Below are 20,214 nucleotides of genomic sequence, written 5' to 3'. Positions count from 1 at the left end.
GGAGAACCAGCGTGGCTGCCCTGTTCCGACCGAGGAGACGCCGCACCGGCCGCGGCCTCGCCGCACTGCTCGCGGTGCTGGCCTGCGCCAGTGTGCTCGCCCCTGCCGCCCAGGCCGAGCCGGACCACCGGTTCCGCGATCCCCGGCTGCCCTTGCCCTCCAGGGTCGAGGACCTGCTCCGGCGGCTGACCCTGCCGGAGAAGATCTCCCTGCTGCACCAGTACCAGCCGGCCATCCCCCGGCTGGGCGTGCACTCGTTCAAGACCGGCACCGAGGCCCTGCACGGCATCGGCTGGTCCACCGACAAGTCCACCGGCGGCAGCGTGGTCACCGCGGCCGGAACCGTGTTCCCGCAGGCGATCGGGCTGGCCAGCACGTGGAACCCGGAACTGCTCCGTCAGGTGGGCGCGGCGGTGGGTACCGAGGCCCGCGGCTACCACGCGGAAAACCCGGAGGTGTGGGGACTCCAGCTGTGGGCGCCGGTGGTCAACCTGCTGCGCGATCCGCGCTGGGGCCGCAACGAGGAGGGCTACTCCGAGGACGCGCACCTCACCGGCGTGCTGTCCACCGCGTACGGCAAGGGCGTGCAGGGCCCGGACCCGGACCGGCTGCGCGCGGCCCCGGTGCTCAAGCACTACCTGGCCAACAACAACGAGATCCGGCGCACCACCACCTCGGCGAACCTGCCGCCGAGGGTGAAGAAGGAGTACGAGGAGGCCGCGTTCCGGGCCGCGATCTCCGCGGACGCGGCCACCGGCGTGATGATGGCCTACAACCTCATCAACGGCCGCCCGGCCACCGCGCATGCCGACGCCAACGAGGTGATCCGCTCCTGGACCAAGCGGGAGCTGTTCAACGTCACCGACGCCGCGGGACCGAACAACCTGGTGCAGTCGCAGCGCTACTACGCCGATCGGGCCGAGGCCGACGCGGCCACGCTCAAGGCCGGGGTGGAGAGCTTCACCGTCGACGACACCGACTCCAGCAAGACGGTCAACGCGGTGACCACCGCGCTGTCCAGAGGGCTGATCGCGGAGTCCGATGTGGACACCGCGGTGGGGCGCATGCTGAGCGTGCGGTTCCGGCTCGGCGAGTTCGACCCGGGCGGCGGGCCCTACGGGCACATCACCAAGGATGTGGTGAACAGTCCCGAACACCAGCGGCTCAACCGCAAGGCCGCCGCCGAGGCCATGGTGCTGCTGAAGAACGAGCGCGGCACGCTGCCGCTGGATCCGGCGCGGGCCAAGAAGGTCGCGGTGGTCGGGCCGCTGGCCGACACCCTCTACACCGACTGGTACTCCGGCTCCCTGCCCTACCGGGTCACCCCGCGCCAGGGCATCGCCGAGCGGCTCGGCGCAGGCGGCTCGGTCGCCTTCGACGAGGGGGTGGACCGGATCGCGTTGCGCACCGCGGACGGCCGCTACGTCACCGCCCCGGCCGACGGGTCCGCGCTGACCGTGACCGGCGCGGGCGCGGGGCAGCACTTCGACTCCTTCGACTGGGGCGAGGGCGTGCTCGCGCTGCGTGCGGCGGCCAACAACCGTTACGTCTCCTACGGCTCCGGCGCAACCCTGGTCAGCAACGCCGAGCAGCCCAACGGCTGGTACGTCCAGCAGCAGTTCAAGCTCACCCCGCACGGCGGCGGCCACGTGCTGGAGTACGCGGGCAACGAGACCGACGATGACTGGTTCGGCGACAAGAAGTTCGTGGTGGCAGGGGCCGACGGCAAGCTCACGGTGAGCGCGGCGACCCCGGCCGCGGCGACCACCTTCACCAGGGAGACCGTCAGCAGCGGGGTCGAGCAGGCGGTGCGGGCGGTGCGCGGCGCGGACGCGGCGGTGGTCGTGGTGGGCAGCATGCCGTTCATCAGCGGCCGCGAGGACGACGACCGCGCGGACCTCAATCTCGCCGCGGGACAACAGAAACTGGTCGAGGCGGTGCGCGCGGCCAACCCGAACACCATCGTGGTGCTGGAGAACAGCTACCCGACCACGATCAACTGGATCCAGCAGCACGTGCCCTCGGTGCTGTGGACCTCGCACGCCGGCGCGGAGACCGGCCACGCGCTGGCCGACGTGCTCTTCGGCGCGCACAACCCGACCGGGCGGCTCACCCAGACCTGGTACCGCTCCGAGCGGGATCTGCCCAGCCTGCTGGACTACGACATCATCAAGAACGACCGCACTTACCAGTACTTCCGCGGCAACCCGCTCTACCCCTTCGGCCACGGCCTGTCCTACACCGAGTTCGCCTACCGGAACCTGCGGCTGAGCCGGCCGGCGGTGGCCGCCGACGGCGAGGTGACGGTGAGCGTGGAGGTCACCAACACCGGTGCGCGGGCGGGCGAGGAGGTCGTGCAGCTCTACACCCACCAGCGCGCCTCCCGGGACAAGCAGCCGCTGCGGCAGCTGCGCGGGTTCGACCGGGTGCGCCTGAACCCCGGTGAGACCAGGACGGTGCGGCTGATCCTGCGTGCCGCCGACCTCGCGCACTGGGACGTCACCCGCAACCGCTGGGTGGTGGAGTCCAGCCCGCGGGAGATCATGGTCGGCCGCTCCGCCACCGACATCCGCCAGCGCGGCACGCTGACCGTGCGCGGGGAGACCATCCCGCCGCGTGAGCTGACCAGCCCGGCCCGCGCCGTCGACTTCGACGACTACCGGGGCGTGGCCCTGGTCGATGAGAGCAAGGCCCGCGGTGACGCGGTCGGCGCCACCGCGGGGGACTGGATCAAGTTCAGCGACGTGCGGCTCAACGCCAGGACCCTCACCGCCGCGGTGGCCAGGGCGGCGCCCGGGGAGACCACCGTGCAGCTGCGGCTGGACGACCCGGTGCGCGGTCCGGTGATCGGCGCCGCCACGGTGCCCAGCACCGGGGATGCCTACCGCTACACCACGATCAGCGCGCCGCTGACCGGCGCGCACGGCCGCCGGGACGTCTACCTGGTCTTCGGCGGCGACCTGCGGATCAGCTCCCTTTCCCTGCGCTGACAAGGGGTCCGGCCATGCGAACGAGGCGCACCGCGGCAGGGCTGGCACTGGCCCTCTCGCTCACCCTGCCCACCACCCCCGCCGTGGCCGCCCCGGCCGCCGGCGGCGGTTTCTCGGTGCTCACCTACAACATCGCCGGACTGCCCGAGGGCATCTCCTCGGGCAACCCGGCGGTCAACACCCCGCTGATCAGCCCCCGGCTGGCGCCTTATGACCTGGTGGCCGCGCAGGAGGACTTCGACTACCACGCCGCCCTCTACGCCGGGGACAACCATCCGCACCGCACCGCCACCAGCGGCGGGGCCGGGCTCGGGGACGGGCTCAACACCCTGTCCGCGTTCCCGGTCCAGGACTTCACCAGGGTCAGCTGGGCCGCGTGCAACGGCACGGACTGCTTGACCCCCAAGGGTTTCACCGTCTCCCGGCTGCGGGTGGCCGAGGGCGTGCACCTGGATCACTACAACCTGCACGCCAACGCGGGCAGCACCGAGGCCGACCTGGCCGCCCGCCGGGCGAACCTGACCCAGCTGACCCGGTTCATCGCCACCCACTCGGCGGGCAACGCGGTGCTGGTCACCGGCGACACCAACACCCGCTACACCCGCACCGGCGACAACATCCGCGAGCTGATCGCGGGCGCCGGCCTGACCGATCCCTGGGTCGAGCTGGTCCGCGGCGGGCAGCCGCCCGCGGCCGGCGCACCGGCGCTGGTGTGCGACCCGGCCGCGGTCACCGAGGAGTGCGAGGTGGTGGACAAGGTCTTCTACCGGGGCAACCGGCTGCTCCGGCTCACCGCGCGCTCCTACCACAACGAGCACGCCAAGTTCTTGGACGCCAAGGGAAAACCGCTCTCCGACCACTACCCGCACCTGACCAGGTTCGAGTTCACCCTGGCCGAGGGCATCCGGCTCAGCGACCACTTCGGCGGCCCGCACGGCACGCCGTTCACCGACCTGGACCGGGTCAGCGGCCCGCAGGCCGAACGCTCGGTGCTGCTGCGCGGCGCCGAACGCCTGGACGCGGTGGAGCTGACCCGCGCGGACGGCAGCACCCTGCGGCACGGCGGTTCCGGCGGCAGCGCGGGCACGCTGACCCTGGACCCCGGTGAACGCCTGGTCCGGCTGACCCTGACCAAGGGCCGGCATTCCGGCCGCACCAGGGTCTTCTCCGCGCAGCTGGCCACCGACCGGGGGCGGCTGGTCGGCGCGGGGCGGCCGACCGGCGACGCGGTCACCTTCACCGCACCGCCGGGCTGGCGCATCGCCGGGTTCACCGGCCGGGCCGGCGCGGAGATCGACCAGCTGGGCGTGATCTACCTGCCAGGGTGACCGGGGGTCGCCTGGGCCCGGTCACGATGACCGGGCCCAGGCGCGGCGCTTCACTCCGCCTTGACCACGTGCACGTCCAGCCCGGCCTCGCGGTGCCGGGTCACCCAGTGGTCGATGGCCTGGCCGCAGGCCTGGTCGAGGTGGCGCAGGCCGGTGAGGTCCAACCGCACGTGCTTGGTCAGCGGCAGGCCCTCCAGCACCGCGAGCAGCCGGGGCAGCCGCAGGAAGGTGGCGTTGCCGCGCAACACGACCACCTCGTCCTCGGGACCCTGCGGGGTGACCGTGGCCGACAGGTGCGAGACGTCCCACGCGGTTTTCAGCACCGCGGCCAGCAGACCGGCCAGGGTGCCGGTGAGCAGGTCGGTGCTCACGATCAGCCCGGCGGTGAGCACCAGGATGGCGCCCTCGGCCCGGTCGGTGCGCAGCATGGCGGCCACCGCGCGCAGGCCCAGCAGCTTCCAGCCCGCGTGCACCAGCAGCGCGGCCAGCACCGCGGCCGGGAGGTAGGTCAGCAGACCCGGCAGCAGCGCCGCGAACAGCAGCAGCCACACCCCGTGCAGCACCCGGGAGGCCTTGGTGCGGGCCCCGGCGTTGACGTTGGCCGCGCTGCGCACGATCACCGCGGTCATCGGCAGCGCGCCCAGCAGGCCGCACACCGTGTTGCCGACACCCTGCGCGACCAGCTCCTGGTTGTACCGGGTGCGCGGGCCGCTGTGCATGCGGTCCACGGCGGCGGCGCTGAACAGGCTCTCCGCCGAGGACACCAGCGCGAACACCAGCGCCGAGCCCAGCAACCCGGCGTCCAGCAGCGAGAAGTTCGGCAGCTGGACCTGCTCAAGCAGGTTGCCCACCTGGATGCGCCGCACGTCCAGCCCGGCGGCCAGCGCGACGGCCGCGGCGGTGACCACGCCGACCAGCACCCCCGGCACGGTGCGCAGCCGCCGCGGGGCGCGTTGCCACAGCGTCATCACCACGACGGTGAGCACGCCTACCGCCAGCGCGCTCAGCCCGGCCGAGGTGGTCAGCGCCGACTCCACCAGCCCCGGCAGGCCTGTTGTCTTGGCCCAGGTGCTGACCGGCTGGGTGGCGCCGGCTAACGGGTAGAGCTGGCCGAGGATGAGCACCAGTCCGATGCCGGCCAGCATGCCCTGCACGACGGCGGGGGAAATGGCGCGGAACCAGGTGCCGCAGCGCAGCGCGCCGAGCAGCACCTGCAGCAGTCCGGCGCCGAGCACGATCAGGCCGAGCGCGCCGATGCCGTGGGTGGCCACCGCGTCGGCCACCAGCACGGTGAGTCCCGCTGCCGGGCCGCTGACCTGCATGGTGCTGCCCGGCAGCAGGCCGACAACCAGGCCGCCGACGATGCCGGTGACGATGCCGAGTTCGGCGGGCACCCCGGAGGCGACCGCGACGCCCACGCACAGCGGCAGCGCCACCAGGAACACCACCAGCGAGGCGCCGAGGTCCTGGCCGAAGGTCTGCCGCCAGCCGGGGCGGCGTAGCAGGGGAGTGTGTTGTCGCGTGGGTTCGATCGTCCTGGTCACGGCCGGCCTCACAGCGGCTGGAAGGTCGAGGCCGCGGCCGGGGTCAGCACGGCGCCGGTCTCGATGTCGTAGAACCAGCCGTGCACCCGCAGCTCACCGGCCTGGACCCGCTCGCGGACGAACGGGTAGGCCGCCAGCGTGCGCAGCTGCGCGAGCAGGTGCCGCTGTCCCTCCGCGCGCAGCGCCGGGTCCGCCGCGGTGGCCGCGGTGGGCAGGAGGTGGTGCCGGGCGAGCCAGCCGCGCATGGTGGGCAGGTGGTCGATGGCGGCGCCGTGCAGTGCGCTGACCGCGCCGCAGTGCGAGTGCCCGCACACGATCACCTCGGGCACCCGGAGCCCGACCACCGCGAACTCGATGGTGGCCATCTCGCTGGAGGGGGCTTCCGGGCGGTATTCGGGAATGACGTTGCCCGCGGTGCGCAACTCGAACAGGCTGCCCGCTTCAGCTCCGGTGATGGCCGAGGGGACGATGCGCGAGTCCGCGCAGGTGATGAACAAGGCGGTGGGCTGCTGACCGGCCGCGAGGCTGCGGCCCGCGTTCTTCGGACGCCGGAAGGGGTGTTCGCGGGCGCGTTCGATCAGGCGACGGATATCCATGGGATCCCTCACTGTGCATTGTGTGTGTTCGGCTGTTCAGCGACATCCGCGCTGATCAGTTCCGGAACACCTGTAATGCCGGAGGTGCGGTCAGTTCGTGCAGGTGCTCGGCCGGTCGCAGCCGGTGCGGCGGACGGTGCGCGTCCGCCCGAGGGCCGTGCGCGAGGCGTTGTGTGGCAAGGAGTTCAGTGGCCAACCGGGGTCGGCGGGCGACCAGGTGGGCGGGCGCCTCCCTGGCGGCCTTGCGCGGGAATTCCTCTTTCGGGCTTTCCTTGGCCGGCTTGTGGCCTTCCTTGGCAGGTTTGTGGCTGTCCTTTGACGGCTCGGGGCTGTGCGGTCCGGACAATGGCAGCACGGCGGCGTTCTCGACAGGGGGCTCACATGCCGGGGTGAGCACACCCAGCAGGCTCAGCACAATCGCGAGCAAGACCGCGCGCACTGTCCTCCCCTCTCGGACTCATCCTTGAACATACCGTCCGGTGGCGACTCGCAAAAATCGAGTTCAGCACCGTGAATTTCCGAAGAATTTCCGCATTCTGCGACGCGCGTCGACGCTCGTCGAATGGTGCGTCAATCGTCCCAGCATACCGGGTGTGCTACCAACCCCTCTTGACGGGGGTGGTCGGTGGAGGGCTAGATGTTAACGTGAACATCACCTGCCGACGGGACCTGATGACCAGACTGATCCGCGTCCTTGCTGTGTCGGCACTGGCCTTCGCGGCCGTGGTGACACCGGCCGCCGCGGCGGCGCCCTCGACCACCGTCCGGCCCGATCCGACCTACCAGCAGCAGCCGTTCCAGGGCTGGGGCACCAGCCTGATCTGGTTCGCCAACGCCACCGGCGGCTACCCGGCGGAGATCCGCGACCGGCTGGCCGAGCTGCTCTTCGGCGAGCAGGGGCTGCGGCTGAACATGGCGCGCTACAACATCGGTGGCGGCAACGCCCCCGACGTGCCGCCCTACCTCCGCCCCGGCGCGGCCGTGCCCGGCTGGTGGCGGGCGCCGGCCGGCACCACGCGCGAGGACACCGACTGGTGGCGGCCGGGCGACCCGCGCCTGTTCGACGCCTCGGCCGACCCCCGGCAGCGCTGGTGGGTGGACCGGATCAAGTCGAAGGTCACCCACTGGGAGGCATTCAGCAACTCCCCGCCCTGGTTCCAGACGGTCAGCGGCTACGTTTCCGGCGGCTTCGACCCCTCGGCCGACCAGCTGCGCGCGGACCGGGTCGAGGACTTCGCCGCCTACCTGACCCAGGCGATGGTCGAGCTGGAACGCGCGCACGGCATCCGGTTCGACACCCTCGATCCGTTCAACGAGCCCAACACCCCGTACTGGCGCACCACCCTGGGCCCCGGCGGTGACCCGACCGGCGGTCGCCAGGAGGGCGCGCACCTGAGCCCCGGCTTGCAGGCCAAGGTCATCCCGCCGGTGGCCGCGGCGCTGCGGGCGAAGTCGCTGCGGGCGGCCGTCTCGGCGCCGGATGAGACCAATCCCGGCATCTTCGCCGAGAACTGGGCCGGCTACCCGGCCGAGGTGCGCGCCAAGGTCGGACAGCTGAACGTGCACACCTACGGCACCGGCCGCCGCACCTCGGCACGGGACATCGCCAAGGGCGCGGACAAGCCGCTGTGGATGAGCGAGGTGGACGGCTCCTGGGGATCGGGGCAGAGCTTCACCAGCATGGACCCCGGCCTGGGCATCGCCGAGCGGGTGATCGACGACCTGCGCGAGCTGGAACCGCGCAGCTGGCAGCTGTGGCAGGCAATCGAGGACTACGACAACATGAAGCCCGGCGGTGAGTCGCCCGCGGGGATGAACTGGGGCGTGGTCCAGATCCCGTTCAACTGCGGGCCCAAGGACACCCTCGCCACCTGCGCGCCCAGGGTGAACACCAAGTTCCACACCCTGCGCAACTTCACCCACCACATCAGGCCCGGCGACCGGCTGGTCGCGGTGGACACCACCACCGACGTGGCCGCGGTGCGCGGACCCGGCGCGGAGCTGACCTCCGTGGTGCACCTGAACAAGACCGACCAGCCGCGGACGGTGCACCTCGACCTGTCCCGGTTCGCCTCGGTGTCGCCATACGCCAGCGTACGGCCGGTGGTCACCGACGCGCGTGGCGCGCTGGCCGAGGGCGCCGCGGTGCGGGTGCGGGACGGCAAGGCCACGCTGACCGTGCCCGCCCGCTCGGTCACCACCTTCCAGGTGCGCGGGGTGAGCGGGGTGCGCGGCGAGGCCGCGCTGGGCGGCGCGCACCGGCTGACCGGCGCGCAGAGCGGCAAGTCGCTCGCGCCCGCCGGCTCCGATCTGGTGCAGCGCACCACCGACCCGGCCGCCGCGGACCAGGTGTGGCGGCTGGAGCGCAAGTCCGGCGGTTACGGCAACCGGGCCCAGTTCGCGGTGGTCAACGCCGCCACCGGGCAGCGACTGGCCGCGGCCGGGAGCGCGGTGGTGCTGCGCCCCGGCGCGGCCGACAGTCCGGAGGCCCGGTGGATCCCCTCCTCCACCGGCGACGGCAGCTGGACCTTCGTCAACGCGGGCACCGGCGCGGTGCTCGACGTGACCGGCGAGTCCCAGGCCGACGGCGCGCGAATCGGCCTGTACCAGCCGACCTCCAGGGACAACCAGCGCTGGGCGGCGACCCGGGTCAGCTGACCCACTCGGTGTTCCGGTACCCAGCCTGACACCGGAACACCGAGTTGCCCCAGTCGGTTCACCGTCGCCACCACCGCCGATGAGGCCGGGTGCGCGGTCGCGCCAGGTCCTCGGCTCCGCTCCGATAACACGGATTCTCCTTCGACTTACGGGACGGTGCGATGTCGTTGCGGCGACGGACCAAACGATGGTGGGCCTGCTTCCTCGGTTGTGTGGTCGCCGCGGGAGTGTGTGGCGCGCCCACGGCGGCGCAAGCCGAGCCGGGCGAACAGGTCCGGCCCGCCGGCCGGGCGGTGGACTTCACCGAGGGCTGGCGCTTCGCCCTGGTCAACACCACCGGCGAGCAGGCTCCCCAGCCGGACCCGCTTAGTCCACTGTGGACTGATGTGCGACTGCCGCACGACTGGAGCATCGGACTCAACCCGGTGCGGGGCGCGCACACCACCGCGGGCACCGCGTTCCTGCCCGGCGGCCTGGGCTGGTACCGCAAGACCTTCACCCTGCCACCGACAGTGGCCGGCAAGAAGGTGGCGATCGAGTTCGACGGCGTCTACATGGACGCCGAGGTCTACCTCAACGGCAAGCTGATCGGCCGTCACCCCTACGGCTACACCGGTTTCGCCCTCGACCTCACCCCGCATGCCCACACCAACGGCACCCCGGACGTGCTCAGCGTCCGGGCCCGCAACCAGATCCCGAGCAGCCGCTGGTACTCCGGCAGCGGCATCTACCGCGACGTCCGGCTGGTCGTCACCGACCCCGTCCACGTCACTCGCCACGGCGTGACCGTGACCACCCCCGACCTGGCGAACACCATCGGCTCCGGTTTCGCCACGATGCGCGTGGCGACCACCGCCGTGAGTGAGAACGCGCCGGCCCAGGCCGAGATCACCGCCACGGTCAAGGACGCGAACGGCAAGGTGGCAGGCCGGGGGAGCGCACGTGCCGATCTCGGCCCGGAGCCGCGCACCGCGAGCACCGAGGTGCGGATCGAGCAACCGGCGCTGTGGTCGGCGGAGCGGCCTCATCTGTACACAGTGGACACCGAGATCTCGGTGGCGGGCAAGGTGGTCGACCGGGTAAGTACTCGCACGGGTGTCCGGTACTTCGCCTTCCACTCGGACCACGGCTTCTCGCTCAACGGCAAGGAGACCAAGCTCAAGGGCGTCAACCTGCACCACGACCTGGGCGCTCTGGGCTCCGCGACCGGCAAGGACGCGATCGTCCGGCAGTTGCAGATCATGAAGAGCATGGGCGTGAACGCCGTGCGCACCTCGCACAACCCGCCGGCGCCGGAGTTCACCCAGGCCTGCGAGGAACTGGGTCTGCTGTTGCAGATCGAGGCATTCGACACCTGGCGCACCCCGAAGACCCAGTTCGACTACGGCCGGTTCTTCGACGCGCACAGCAGCGCCGACATCCGGGAGATGGTGCACGCGGCCAAGAACTCCCCGTCGGTGGTGATGTGGTCCATCGGCAACGAGATCCCGGACTCCACCGCCGCCATCGGGGTGCCGATCGCCAAGCGGCTCATCGCGGACGTGCGGGCGGTGGATGCCACCCGACCGATCGTGATGGGCTCGGACAAGTACCGCGGGCTGCCCGCGGCCGGGTCGCCGCAGGAGGAGATCCTGAAGCTGCTCGACGGGATGGGCCTGAACTACAACACGGCGGCCTCGGTCGACGCGCTGCACGCCCGCTATCCGACCAAGTTCTTCTTCGAGAGCGAGTCCTCTTCCTCCACTTCCACCCGTGGCCACTACCAGGACCCCGACCAGCTCAACACCGGCGAGAACTTCACCCCCGGCAAACGCAACACCTCCTCTTATGACAACAACCTGGAGACGTGGACCTACAGCGGTGAGTACGGGCTGAAGAAGGACCGGGACCGCAGCTGGTTCGCCGGACAGTTCCTGTGGACCGGCATCGACTACCTCGGCGAGCCCACGCCGTATGACGTGTTCCCGGTGAAGTCCTCGTTCTTCGGCGCGGTGGACACCGCCGGGTTCGCCAAGGACTTCTACCACCTGTTCCGCAGCCAGTGGACCACCGAACCGATGGTGCACCTGCTGCCGATGAACTGGACCGACCACAAACCGGGCGGCCCGGTGTCGGTGTGGGCCTACAGCAACGCCGACACCGTGGAACTGTTCCTCAACGGAAAATCGTTGGGGGAACGCAGGTTCGACACCAAGACCAGCACCGGCGGCACCCGCTACCTGGAGACCACCGAGGCCACCGGAGACGACAAGACCGTCACCTCCGGTCGGTTCCCCGGCAGCTACACCAGCCCCAACGGCAGCGCGGGCAAGCTGCACCTCACCTGGTCGGTGCCCTTCCAGCCCGGACGACTGCTCGCGGTGGCCAAACGCGGCGGCACCGAGGTCGCCAGGGACGAGCTTCGCACCGCGGGCACACCGCACGCGATCACACTGACCCCGGACCGCACGACCACCAAGGCCGACGGCAAAGCACACACCTTCGTCACCGCCGAGGTCGTCGACAAGGCCGGGGTGGTCGTGCCAGGGGCGGACAACCTGATGTCCTTCCGGGTCAACGGCGGCAGCCTGGCCGGGCTGGACAACGGACGTCAGGAGAGCGCCGAGAACTACCAGGCGAACTCACGGACCGCGTTCAACGGCAAGGCACTGGCCATAATCCGGTCCGCCCGCGGCACACCGGCCGTGGCCATCACCGCGACCGCGCCGGGCCTGCGGGCCGGGATCACGATCGTCCCGGCCACCGGCAGCCGCCCAGGAGTCGCCGAACCCGAACTCCCGGCCGCGCCGCCGGAGGCTCCGGTTGCGGCGGCGGACGCGAGCTACTCGGGCGCGGTGGACACGGTGCCGGCCGCGATGCTCGACGGTGACCCGGCCACCGCCTGGTCGAACCATTACCGCAAGCGCGCCACCGCCCTGCTGCCCGAGGTGAGCCGGGCACATCCGGCGGCCTGGGTGTCGGTGTCCGGGCTGGACTCCGGGCCGGTCGGCTCGGCGGCGGCCTCGTTCAGCACCGACGCCGCGCACGCGCTGCCCGCGAGCATCGGAGTGTCCTATTGGGACGGACGTGCGTTCGTCCCGGTGCGCGATGCGAAGATCACCTGGGCGACCGGGTCCGGCCGGCCGACCAGGATCACCTTCAGCCCGGTGCGCACCGGTCGCATCCGGCTGGATCTGACCAGTCGCGCGCCGGGTACCGCGCAGGGCTTCCTGCGGATCGCGGAACTCACCGTCGGGCGCTGACCCGCCGAAGTGTCGAATCCGTCGTCGAATTCGCTGTCGATTCGACGAAACCGTTGGGGCACAACAGCGTTCCCTGGACAATCCGGCTCGCGATCCGGCACGCTGTCCTCAGCTCCGCCGCCGAAGCGAAGGGTGGCACCACCATGCGCAGCACAGCAGCCACACTGGCCCTGCTGGTCACGGCGAGCCTGGCCAGTCCAGGGTTCGGCCGGGCGGCGACCTGGGAGGACGTGGTCACCTCCAGCTCCTTCGGCGGCTACGGCGCGCTGGAGTCGGAGTGGAACTACCGCTATCCCTGGGGTTCGGATCACAACGGCTCCTCGGGCAGTCCGGGACCAGGCGGGGACACGGTGTACCGCGCCCGCAACGTCTACATCGGACGGACGAGAGCATGAGCGTGCGGCGGACGCGGTGGCCACTTCGACGAATGGACCCTGCCATGCACAAGTCAACGGTGGTGCGTGCACTGCTCATCACGACATCCTCGGCCCTGGTGGCCACCGCCGCGGCGTACCCGGCCACGGCCGCCGCACCCACCGCCGCACCCACCGCCGCACCCACCGCCGCACCCACCGCCGCACCCACCGCGGCACCGGCGGAGCGGCTCGACCGCGGCCTGATCAGCGTGCACACCGGCACCGGCAACTTCCTCAGCTGGCGCCAGGTGGCGCAGGACCCGCCGGGCACGGCGTTCACCGTCTACCGCGACGGCGTGCAGGTGACCGCGAAACCCGTCTCTCGCACCAACTTCCAGGACACCCGGGCTCCTGCCGAGGCGGTCTACGAGGTGCGTCCGGTGCTCGACGGCGTGGAGTCGGCGCGCACCGGCCCCGCCACACCGCCGCTACGGATGGCCGCGCACACCGAAGGCGAACTCGGGGTCACCGCCAGCACGCGGGACGTGCCGCTGCAGATCCCGCCTGGCGGCTCGACCTCCTCAGGCGCGTACACCTACGAGGCCAACGACGCCAGTGCCGGCGACCTCGACGGCGACGGGCAGTACGAGATCGTGCTGAAGTGGAACCCCACCAACGCCAAGGACAACGCGCACGCCGGCCACACCGGCAACACGATCCTGGACGCCTACAAGCTGGACGGCACCCGGCTGTGGCGGATCGACCTGGGGCGCAACATCCGTTCCGGCGCGCACTACACCCAGTTCCAGGTCTTCGACTACGACAGCGACGGGCGTGCTGAGGTGGTGCTGAAGACCGCCGACGGCTCGCGTTCGGGTACCGGTCAGGTGATCGGCAACGCCGGCGCCGACCACCGCAACTCCAGTGGCTACGTCCTGGCCGGACCCGAGTTCCTGACCGTCTTCCGCGGCGCAGACGGCGCGATCCTGGACACCGAGAACTACGTCCCACCACGCGGCAACCTCGCCGACTGGGGCGACAACTACGGCAACCGGGCCGACCGGTTCCTGGCCGGAACGGCCTTTGTGGACGGTGCAAGGCCGAGCATCATCATGGCGCGCGGCTACTACACTCGCGCGGTGGTCTCCGCCTGGGACTTCCGCAACGGCCAGCTCACCCGCCGCTGGACCTACGACTCCGGCCGCGGCGGCGGCGCCTACGGGCAGGGCAACCACAACCTCTCGGTGTCCGATGTGGACGGTGATGGCCGCGACGAGATCATCTACGGTTCGGCCACCATCGACGACAACGGCACGCTGATGTACCGCACCGGCTTCGGTCACGGGGACGCGCTGCACGTCAGCGACCTGGTGCCGGGCCGGCCTGGCCAGGAGGTGTTCACCGTGCACGAGTCGGGCAACCAGCCCGCGATGGACGTGCACGACGCGCGCACCGGCCAGGTCCTCTACCGTGCCCCCGCGTGCGACTGCGACAACGGACGAGGCGTGGCCGCGGACGTGTGGGCGGGCAGCCCCGGCGCGGAGATCTGGTCGGCCGCGGTGGGCGGGCTGCGCAGCGCCGCCAACGGCAACCAGGTCGCCGCCCGCAAGCCGGGCTCGCAGAACTTCGTGATCTGGTGGGACGGCGACGGCCAGCGCGAACTGCTCGACGGCACCCAGATCAGCAAGTACGGCACCGGCGGCGACACCCGCCTGCTGACCGGCTCAGGGGTGTCGTCCAACAACGGCACCAAGTCCACCCCGGTGCTGCAGGCCGACATCCTCGGCGACTGGCGGGAGGAGGTCATCTGGCGCACCAGCGACAACCGGGCGCTGCGGATCCACGCCACCACCACCCCGACCACGATCAGCCGTCCGTCCCTGATGCAGGACCGGCAGTACCGCCTGGCCGTCGCCTGGCAGAACACCGCCTACAACCAGCCACCCCACGCCAGCTTCAGCACTCCGTGACGCCCGCCCGCGGCCCTCTATAGTCTCGATTGGTAACCAGCTACCTCGTCGTGACCAAAGGATGGCCGCCACCCATGCCAGAGCACCCGGCCTTCGACGTGCTGACCAAGACCTGCCCTTCGCGGACCTCGCTGGCCCGGATCGCCAACAAGTGGACGGCCATGGTGGTGATCGCGCTGGGCACCCGGCGGATGCGCTTCGGCGACCTGCGTGCCACGGTCGAGGGCATCAGCGGGAAGGTGCTCACCGAAACCCTGCGCGACCTGGAGCGCGACGGGCTGGTCAGCCGGCACGCCTACGCCGAGATCCCGCCGAGGGTCGAGTACGAGCTGACCGCGCTGGGCGAGACGCTGCACGAGCCGCTGCACGCGCTGGGGCGCTGGGCCGAGCAGTACGCCGCCGAGGTGCTCAGTGCTCGCGAGGCATACGACCTCCAGTCCTGAGTGGACACTTCTTGTGGTGACACCGGTCACATAGCCGTTGTAGTTACGTTGAGGTAACTAGTTACGAATAGTCACTATTGGCCAGTACCTGGAACTCACCCCAAGGAGATCTCCGATGGCCGAGTCGACTGGCCCGCTGGCTGTTGCCACCAAGTACTTCGACGCGTTGTCCGCCAAGGACTTCGCCACCGTCGCCGGCATGTTCGCCGACGACATCGTCTGGCACCAGCCGGGCGGTAACCAGTTCTCCGGCGTCCACCATGGCAGTGCCGCGGTCGGCGAGATGATCGGCGCCATGATGGCCGTCAGCGAAGGGACGTTCGCGCTCGCGCTGACCGCGGCCCCCATGGTCAACGGGTCGGTGGTCGCGGCCCCCGTGCACTTCACCGGTCAGCGCGAGGGCGCGACCATGTCCCAGCACGGGCTCGACCTGCTGCGGATCGAAGGCGACCGGATCGCCGAGGCGTGGCTGTTCTCTCCCGACCCGGCGGGCGAGGACGCCTTCTGGGGCGCGGGCTGAGTCGCAGGCCCTCCCGCACCCAGCCGCGAACACCCGGCTGGGTGCGACCCAGGTCCGGTTTCCAGCCGGGGTCAGGTGTGATCAGCAGGTGGAGTTGGTCTGGGTGAGCAGGCCCAGCCGCCAGGGCAGCAGGTTGTAGGGGTCGTTCGCGGCCGGGTCCTTGCCCTGGTAGAGGTAGCGCAGATGGCACTCGCTGATGGTCATGTTCTGGTCGATGCCGTCGCGGATCAGCTCGCCGTGGCTGATGTCCTTGGTCCACGGCGTGCCGGTGAAGGTGGTGTTGCCCGCGCGGGCGAACGGGTTGGCCTCGGTGTCGGCGAGCGCTTTCCACGGGCCGGTGATGGCAGGCCCGGTCCAGGACCGGAAGTAGCGCCTGCCGTCCGAGCCGATCGCCTCCACGATCAGCAGGTACTCGCCGCGGCCGGAGATCTTGTACACGTTGGCGGCCTCGAACAGCTTGAACTTGTCCGGGTCCCGCATCGCGATCACGGTGTTGCCCATGCCGTTGGGGAAGGTGGCCATGCTGGTCTCCGAGCGGTAGAGCTGCCCGTTGTCGTCGCTGGAGAACAGGTGGCACCTGGCGTTGTCGCAGACCACCCAGAAGTCGACCCAGTGGCCGTTGCCGATGTTGTCCTTGACGATCTGCGGCATCCCGTTGGCGTAGAAGTTCTTCGGCGCGCTCCAGGACCCCGGGTCGCCGATGTCGCGGGTGGTGGAGTAGGCGGCGTTCTGCCCGGTCTGGAAGACCAGGTACCACAGCCCCTGCGGGGCGAAGTAGAACACGTGCGGCGCGGTCTTGTAGCCGGGGCCGATCGCGGTCTGGTCCAGGTAGTGGTGGCGCGCGGAACCGGCCTGCGAGAAGTCGGTGAAGTTCAGGTACACCATGCTGTAGGCGCCGTTGTTGCCGGCGGTGCTGGCGAAGACGTGGTAGCGGCCGTTGTGGTGGACCACGGACGGGTCCTTGACCGCGCGGATGTTGTGCGTGGCATCGGACTTCGGCCCGATGAGGGCGTTGCTGGAGCGCCACTGGAAGCTGGTCGGCAGGGCGGCGGCGTACGTGGTGGCGCCGGAGAGTGCGGCGGCCACCAGGCTCAGGCAGGCGAGCAGGGAGCTGATGCGCATGGTCATGTCTCCATCACGGGTGCTGGCCGGTGATCCGGTAGGTGACCAGTGAGCGGCCGGGCACGGTGGCGGTGAACGCGCCGCCGGTGACCCGGATCGCGGACTGGGCCTTGGTGCTGTTGGCATTGTTGGTCAGGTATGGGGTGGCGGTGCCGGCGCCGATCCTGGTGGCGTTGGGCCGGATGAACCGGCTGTAGTTCGCCAGCGCCCACAACCGTTTGGACACCCGGTAGTTGTCGCCGTCGAGCTGGATGAGGCCGCGGGTGGCGCCGGTGGACGCGCCGTACCAGTACACGTAGCCGTTGACGTCGCCGGTGGTGTAGTCGGGTTCGTTGGTGAACCCGAGATCGTTGATCCTGATGCCCTCCTGGGCGTAGAACTTGGCGTGCTGCACCAGGTAGCCGGCGTACGCGCGACGCCAGTCACCGCCCGCGCAGGAGGCCCCGGACAGGCCGCACAGCGTGCCGCCGTTGGCCTCGTCGCCGGTGGTCTTCAGGTAGCCGGGAGCGCTCCAGGCTTTGGCGTAGAAGCGGTTCACCCCGTAGGCCTTGGCCTGCTTGGCCAGCCACACCTGTTCGGTGTCCTTGCCATCCCAGACATACCGCGGGGTCGCGTTCGGCCCGCCGGGGTTGTCGGGCTGGATCGAGGCGCCGGGCGTCGACCCGATGTGCAGCCGCAGGATGGACATCCCCGCGCCCGTGCTGCCGGAGAACAGCAGGCCCAGCACCTCCTGCTGCCGCTGTGCAGGCAGCCCGGCCGAACCGTGCATGATCGCGGCCCGGCCGAATGCCTCGGAGAAGCCGAAACCGTCGATCGGCTGGTGGGTCCGGCCGCCGTCGATGGTGGCCGCGGTGGCCGCGTGCGCCGTGGACGGGCCGAGTAGCAGGGAGCCCAGGCCCAGCAGGGTAGTCGCGGTCAGCACGGCCAGTCGTCCCGGAACGCGACGGCGGGTGCGGGTGCGGGACATGGCGGAACCTTCCACGGAGGTGCGCGGAGCCGTCGCGGCAGCGCGACCGGGGTTTGTTCGTGTCGTGCCGATCCTGGCTGAAGCACCAAGGACGTTACGTCGCGCGGTGTGCCGTGTCAGTAGTCCGTGCAGTGGATGTGTGGCGGAATTTCTTTGGCTGCAAGGGAATTCGACTCGATTCGAATCGAATCGAATCACGTGAATCCACTGTGGACGATCAGGCGGCCGGACGGTGCTGGGCGATGAGTTCGACCGTGGCAGCCCGCGGCCACCCGCCGCCACAACGGCGCCCAGCGGTCGCCGGGTGCTCGACGGCGGGCTGACCGAACTCAGCTGAGGGCGGTGGTGCTGCCGCGATCGGTGAGCCGGGGCTGGAGCAGCCGCACCTCCGGCGGGTGCTCCTGGCCGAGCCGGGACATCACCATCTCGACCGCCATCGCGCCCAGCTCGTCCACCGGAACGGCAACCGAGGTGAGCGGGACGGACTGGTTCTCCGCGACCTCGTCCGGGCACAGCGTGATCACCGACAGGTCCTCGGGCACCCGCAGCGATCGCCGCCGCAGCTCCATCAGCAGTGGACCCAGCACCGCCTCGTTGTGCACCACCAGGCCGGTGACCGCGCGGCCGGGAGCCAGCACCTCGTCCAGGCACCGCACCACCGCGTCGTAGGCGGGGGAGCAGGGGTGCACTGTGGCGGTGCGGCCGCGTCTGCCGGCCTCGCCCTCGAACCCGGCCCGCAGGCGTGCGGCGTAGCTGGTGCCGCGCTCGTACACCGCGGGCGGCGAGCCGATCAGCGCGATCGAGCGGTGGCCGCGCTCGCCGAGGTGGGCGGCCAGCTGGCTGCCCGCGGCGGCGAAGTCGAGGTCGGCGCAGCTGAGCCCGTCGTGGTCGTCGGGCATGCCGAGCAGCACCACCGGCGCGTCCACCGCGCGCAGCTCGGGCACCCGCGGATCCGCGCTCTCCACGTCCATCACGATGATCGCGTCCGCCATGGCCCGCGCGGTGACCCGGTGCGCCTCACCGGGGCCTGCCTCGTTGGTCAGCAGCAGCACGTCGTAGTCGTGGGCGCGTGCGGCCGAGGCGATCGAGGAGACGAACTGCATGATCACCGGCATGTTCAGCCCGGAACGCAACGGCACGATCAGGCCGAGGATCTGAGACCGGTTCGAGGCGAGCGCGCGGGCCCCGGCGTTGGGGTGGTAGCCGAGCGTGGCGATGCTCCGCCGCACGCGGCGCCTGGTCGCCTCGGAGATGGCCCGCTTCCCGCTGAGCACGTAGGAGACGGTGCTGGTGGAGACCCCGGCGTGGCGGGCGACCTCTTTGATGGTGATCATGCCCGCCCTTCGCGCCACGCCGGTTGCCTGCCAGGCATCGTAGTGCCACCGCGGCGGGTCAGCCGAGGACTCGGCGCTGGCTCTCGCAGCGGTGGTCCTCGGACACACTGGGGCCTGACTCCTTTTCCTTCGTCGAATCGACCGGTTCGACTGTCGAACGCACGTCGAATGAACTTTTCGTTGCCTTCGGCGCAGTCGATCTCTAAGGTCCGGTGAACCGCTTCGATTCAGCGGCGGATCGCATTCCGTTCAATGCTGTGCGGAAAGGACGAGTTGATGAACAAACTAGTTCGTGCGCTCGTGGTGGCGGTGGCCGCGTTGCTGGCCGTCTCCCTGGGCGCGCCTGCCGCGTCCGCGGCGTCCTGGTCGTCTTCTGACAAGTGGGGCACCTGGTCCAACGGTGGCTACCTCGTCCGCAACAACGTCTGGGGCGGTGGTGCGGGCGCGCAGTCGATCTGGGCGAATTCGTACAGCAACTGGGGCGTGTGGGCGGACCACCCGAACACCGGTGGGGTGAAGTCATACCCGCACGCGGGGAAGGCGATCAACAAGAGGATCAGCTCGATCGGTTCCCTGCGCAGCAGTTTCACCGTGAATGTGCCGGGCTCGGGCGCCTACGCGACCGCGTATGACATCTGGGCCGACAACAACGCCTACGAGATCATGTTATGGATGAACAAGACCGGCCCGGTCGGCCCCATCGGCTCGTTCCAGGTCAGGGCGAGCGTTGGCGGCCACACCTGGGACGTCTACCGCGGCTCCAACGGCAGCAACGCCGTGTTCTCCTTCCTGCGCACCGCCAACACCTCGGCAGGCACGGTCGATATCAAGGCGGTGCTGGACTGGATCCGCGGCCGCGGCTGGTACGGCGACGTCACCGTCGGCGACGTCCAGTTCGGCTACGAGATCACCTCCGCCAGCGGCGGCAAGAACTTCACCACCAACAGCTACTCGGTCTCGGGCGGCTGACCCCCAACCCAACGGCGTGTTGGCCGTTGTCGTACCGGGTGTTGGCCGTTGTGGTCGGTGTGTTGGCCGGAATGGCGTACCAGTTCGGTCAACACCGCGTACGACAAGGTGGTTTCTAGGGGTCGTTGCATCGTCTGAGGTCAGGAAGCACGATGACCTTCCCGATCCGCCCCGA

Annotated in this window: 15 protein-coding genes; 9 read left to right on the top strand and 6 right to left on the bottom strand. The window is 70.4% G+C overall.

From position 1 onward, the window contains the following. The first annotated feature begins 11 nt into the window (after window positions 1–11). The gene (locus MZC64_RS44740) at window positions 12–2,990 is read left to right on the top strand and encodes a glycoside hydrolase family 3 C-terminal domain-containing protein (RefSeq protein WP_247765802.1); all 2,979 of its coding nucleotides are present in this window, start codon (window positions 12–14) and stop codon (window positions 2,988–2,990) included. Between the two features lie 14 nt (window positions 2,991–3,004). Then, window positions 3,005–4,318 (top strand): jacalin-like lectin, encoded by a 1,314-nt coding sequence (locus MZC64_RS44735; protein ID WP_247765801.1) that lies wholly within the window; start codon window positions 3,005–3,007, stop codon window positions 4,316–4,318. A gap of 50 nt (window positions 4,319–4,368) precedes the next feature. Here MZC64_RS44735 and MZC64_RS44730 read toward each other — a convergent pair whose 3' ends face one another. The 3 genes from MZC64_RS44730 to MZC64_RS44720 are packed head-to-tail and all read right to left on the bottom strand — an operon-like array spanning window position 4,369 to window position 6,897. Then, the gene (locus tag MZC64_RS44730; protein WP_247765800.1) at window positions 4,369–5,862 is read right to left on the bottom strand and encodes a SulP family inorganic anion transporter; all 1,494 of its coding nucleotides are present in this window, start codon (window positions 5,860–5,862) and stop codon (window positions 4,369–4,371) included. Window positions 5,863–5,870: 8 nt separating this feature from the next. Next, entirely contained in the window at window positions 5,871–6,458 is a 588-nt protein-coding gene (locus tag MZC64_RS44725) for a carbonic anhydrase (protein WP_247765799.1), read from the bottom strand. Window positions 6,459–6,513: 55 nt separating this feature from the next. Beyond that, on the bottom strand, window positions 6,514–6,897 hold the full coding sequence (locus MZC64_RS44720) for a hypothetical protein (RefSeq protein WP_247765798.1): 384 nt from the start codon (window positions 6,895–6,897) through the stop codon (window positions 6,514–6,516). A 233-nt stretch (window positions 6,898–7,130) separates the two neighbouring features. Between MZC64_RS44720 and MZC64_RS44715 the strand changes: the two genes are divergently transcribed. The 6 genes from MZC64_RS44715 (at window position 7,131) to MZC64_RS44690 (ending at window position 15,647) form a co-directional block, all read left to right on the top strand. Continuing rightward, on the top strand, window positions 7,131–9,116 hold the full coding sequence (locus MZC64_RS44715; RefSeq protein ID WP_247765797.1) for an RICIN domain-containing protein: 1,986 nt from the start codon (window positions 7,131–7,133) through the stop codon (window positions 9,114–9,116). A 161-nt stretch (window positions 9,117–9,277) separates the two neighbouring features. Further along, the gene (locus MZC64_RS44710; RefSeq protein ID WP_247765796.1) at window positions 9,278–12,358 is read left to right on the top strand and encodes a glycoside hydrolase family 2 TIM barrel-domain containing protein; all 3,081 of its coding nucleotides are present in this window, start codon (window positions 9,278–9,280) and stop codon (window positions 12,356–12,358) included. 143 nt (window positions 12,359–12,501) lie between these two features. Continuing rightward, the gene (locus tag MZC64_RS44705) at window positions 12,502–12,753 is read left to right on the top strand and encodes a hypothetical protein (protein ID WP_247765795.1); all 252 of its coding nucleotides are present in this window, start codon (window positions 12,502–12,504) and stop codon (window positions 12,751–12,753) included. Window positions 12,754–12,797: 44 nt separating this feature from the next. Then, window positions 12,798–14,684, top strand: a complete 1,887-nt coding sequence (locus tag MZC64_RS44700; protein WP_247765794.1) for a rhamnogalacturonan lyase — start codon at window positions 12,798–12,800, stop codon at window positions 14,682–14,684. A gap of 74 nt (window positions 14,685–14,758) precedes the next feature. After that, window positions 14,759–15,127: a helix-turn-helix domain-containing protein gene (locus MZC64_RS44695; RefSeq protein WP_247765793.1), complete on the top strand. Its 369-nt coding sequence runs from the start codon at window positions 14,759–14,761 to the stop codon at window positions 15,125–15,127. Window positions 15,128–15,242: 115 nt separating this feature from the next. Beyond that, complete coding sequence (locus MZC64_RS44690; protein WP_247765792.1) at window positions 15,243–15,647, top strand: nuclear transport factor 2 family protein; 405 nt, start codon at window positions 15,243–15,245, stop codon at window positions 15,645–15,647. Between the two features lie 81 nt (window positions 15,648–15,728). Here the strand turns inward: MZC64_RS44690 and MZC64_RS44685 are convergent, their stop codons facing one another. The 3 genes from MZC64_RS44685 to MZC64_RS44675 all read right to left on the bottom strand — a co-directional run bounded on the left by MZC64_RS44685 (window position 15,729) and on the right by MZC64_RS44675 (window position 19,070). Next, the gene (locus MZC64_RS44685) at window positions 15,729–16,769 is read right to left on the bottom strand and encodes a non-reducing end alpha-L-arabinofuranosidase family hydrolase (RefSeq protein ID WP_247765791.1); all 1,041 of its coding nucleotides are present in this window, start codon (window positions 16,767–16,769) and stop codon (window positions 15,729–15,731) included. Between the two features lie 13 nt (window positions 16,770–16,782). Then, window positions 16,783–17,736: a hypothetical protein gene (locus MZC64_RS44680; RefSeq protein ID WP_247765790.1), complete on the bottom strand. Its 954-nt coding sequence runs from the start codon at window positions 17,734–17,736 to the stop codon at window positions 16,783–16,785. Window positions 17,737–18,065: 329 nt separating this feature from the next. Next, entirely contained in the window at window positions 18,066–19,070 is a 1,005-nt protein-coding gene (locus MZC64_RS44675; protein ID WP_247765789.1) for a LacI family DNA-binding transcriptional regulator, read from the bottom strand. 276 nt (window positions 19,071–19,346) lie between these two features. On the opposite strand from MZC64_RS44675, the gene MZC64_RS44670 reads away from it, so the two are divergent. Further along, entirely contained in the window at window positions 19,347–20,039 is a 693-nt protein-coding gene (locus MZC64_RS44670; RefSeq protein ID WP_247765788.1) for a hypothetical protein, read from the top strand. Window positions 20,040–20,214: the final 175 nt, after the last annotated feature.

Origin of the sequence: Crossiella sp. S99.2 (genome assembly GCF_023094165.1) — a bacterium.
Classification (GTDB): Bacteria; Actinomycetota; Actinomycetes; order Mycobacteriales; family Pseudonocardiaceae; genus Crossiella.
Note: the sequence above shows the minus strand (reverse complement) of the source record. Positions and strands in the feature narration are given on the sequence as shown.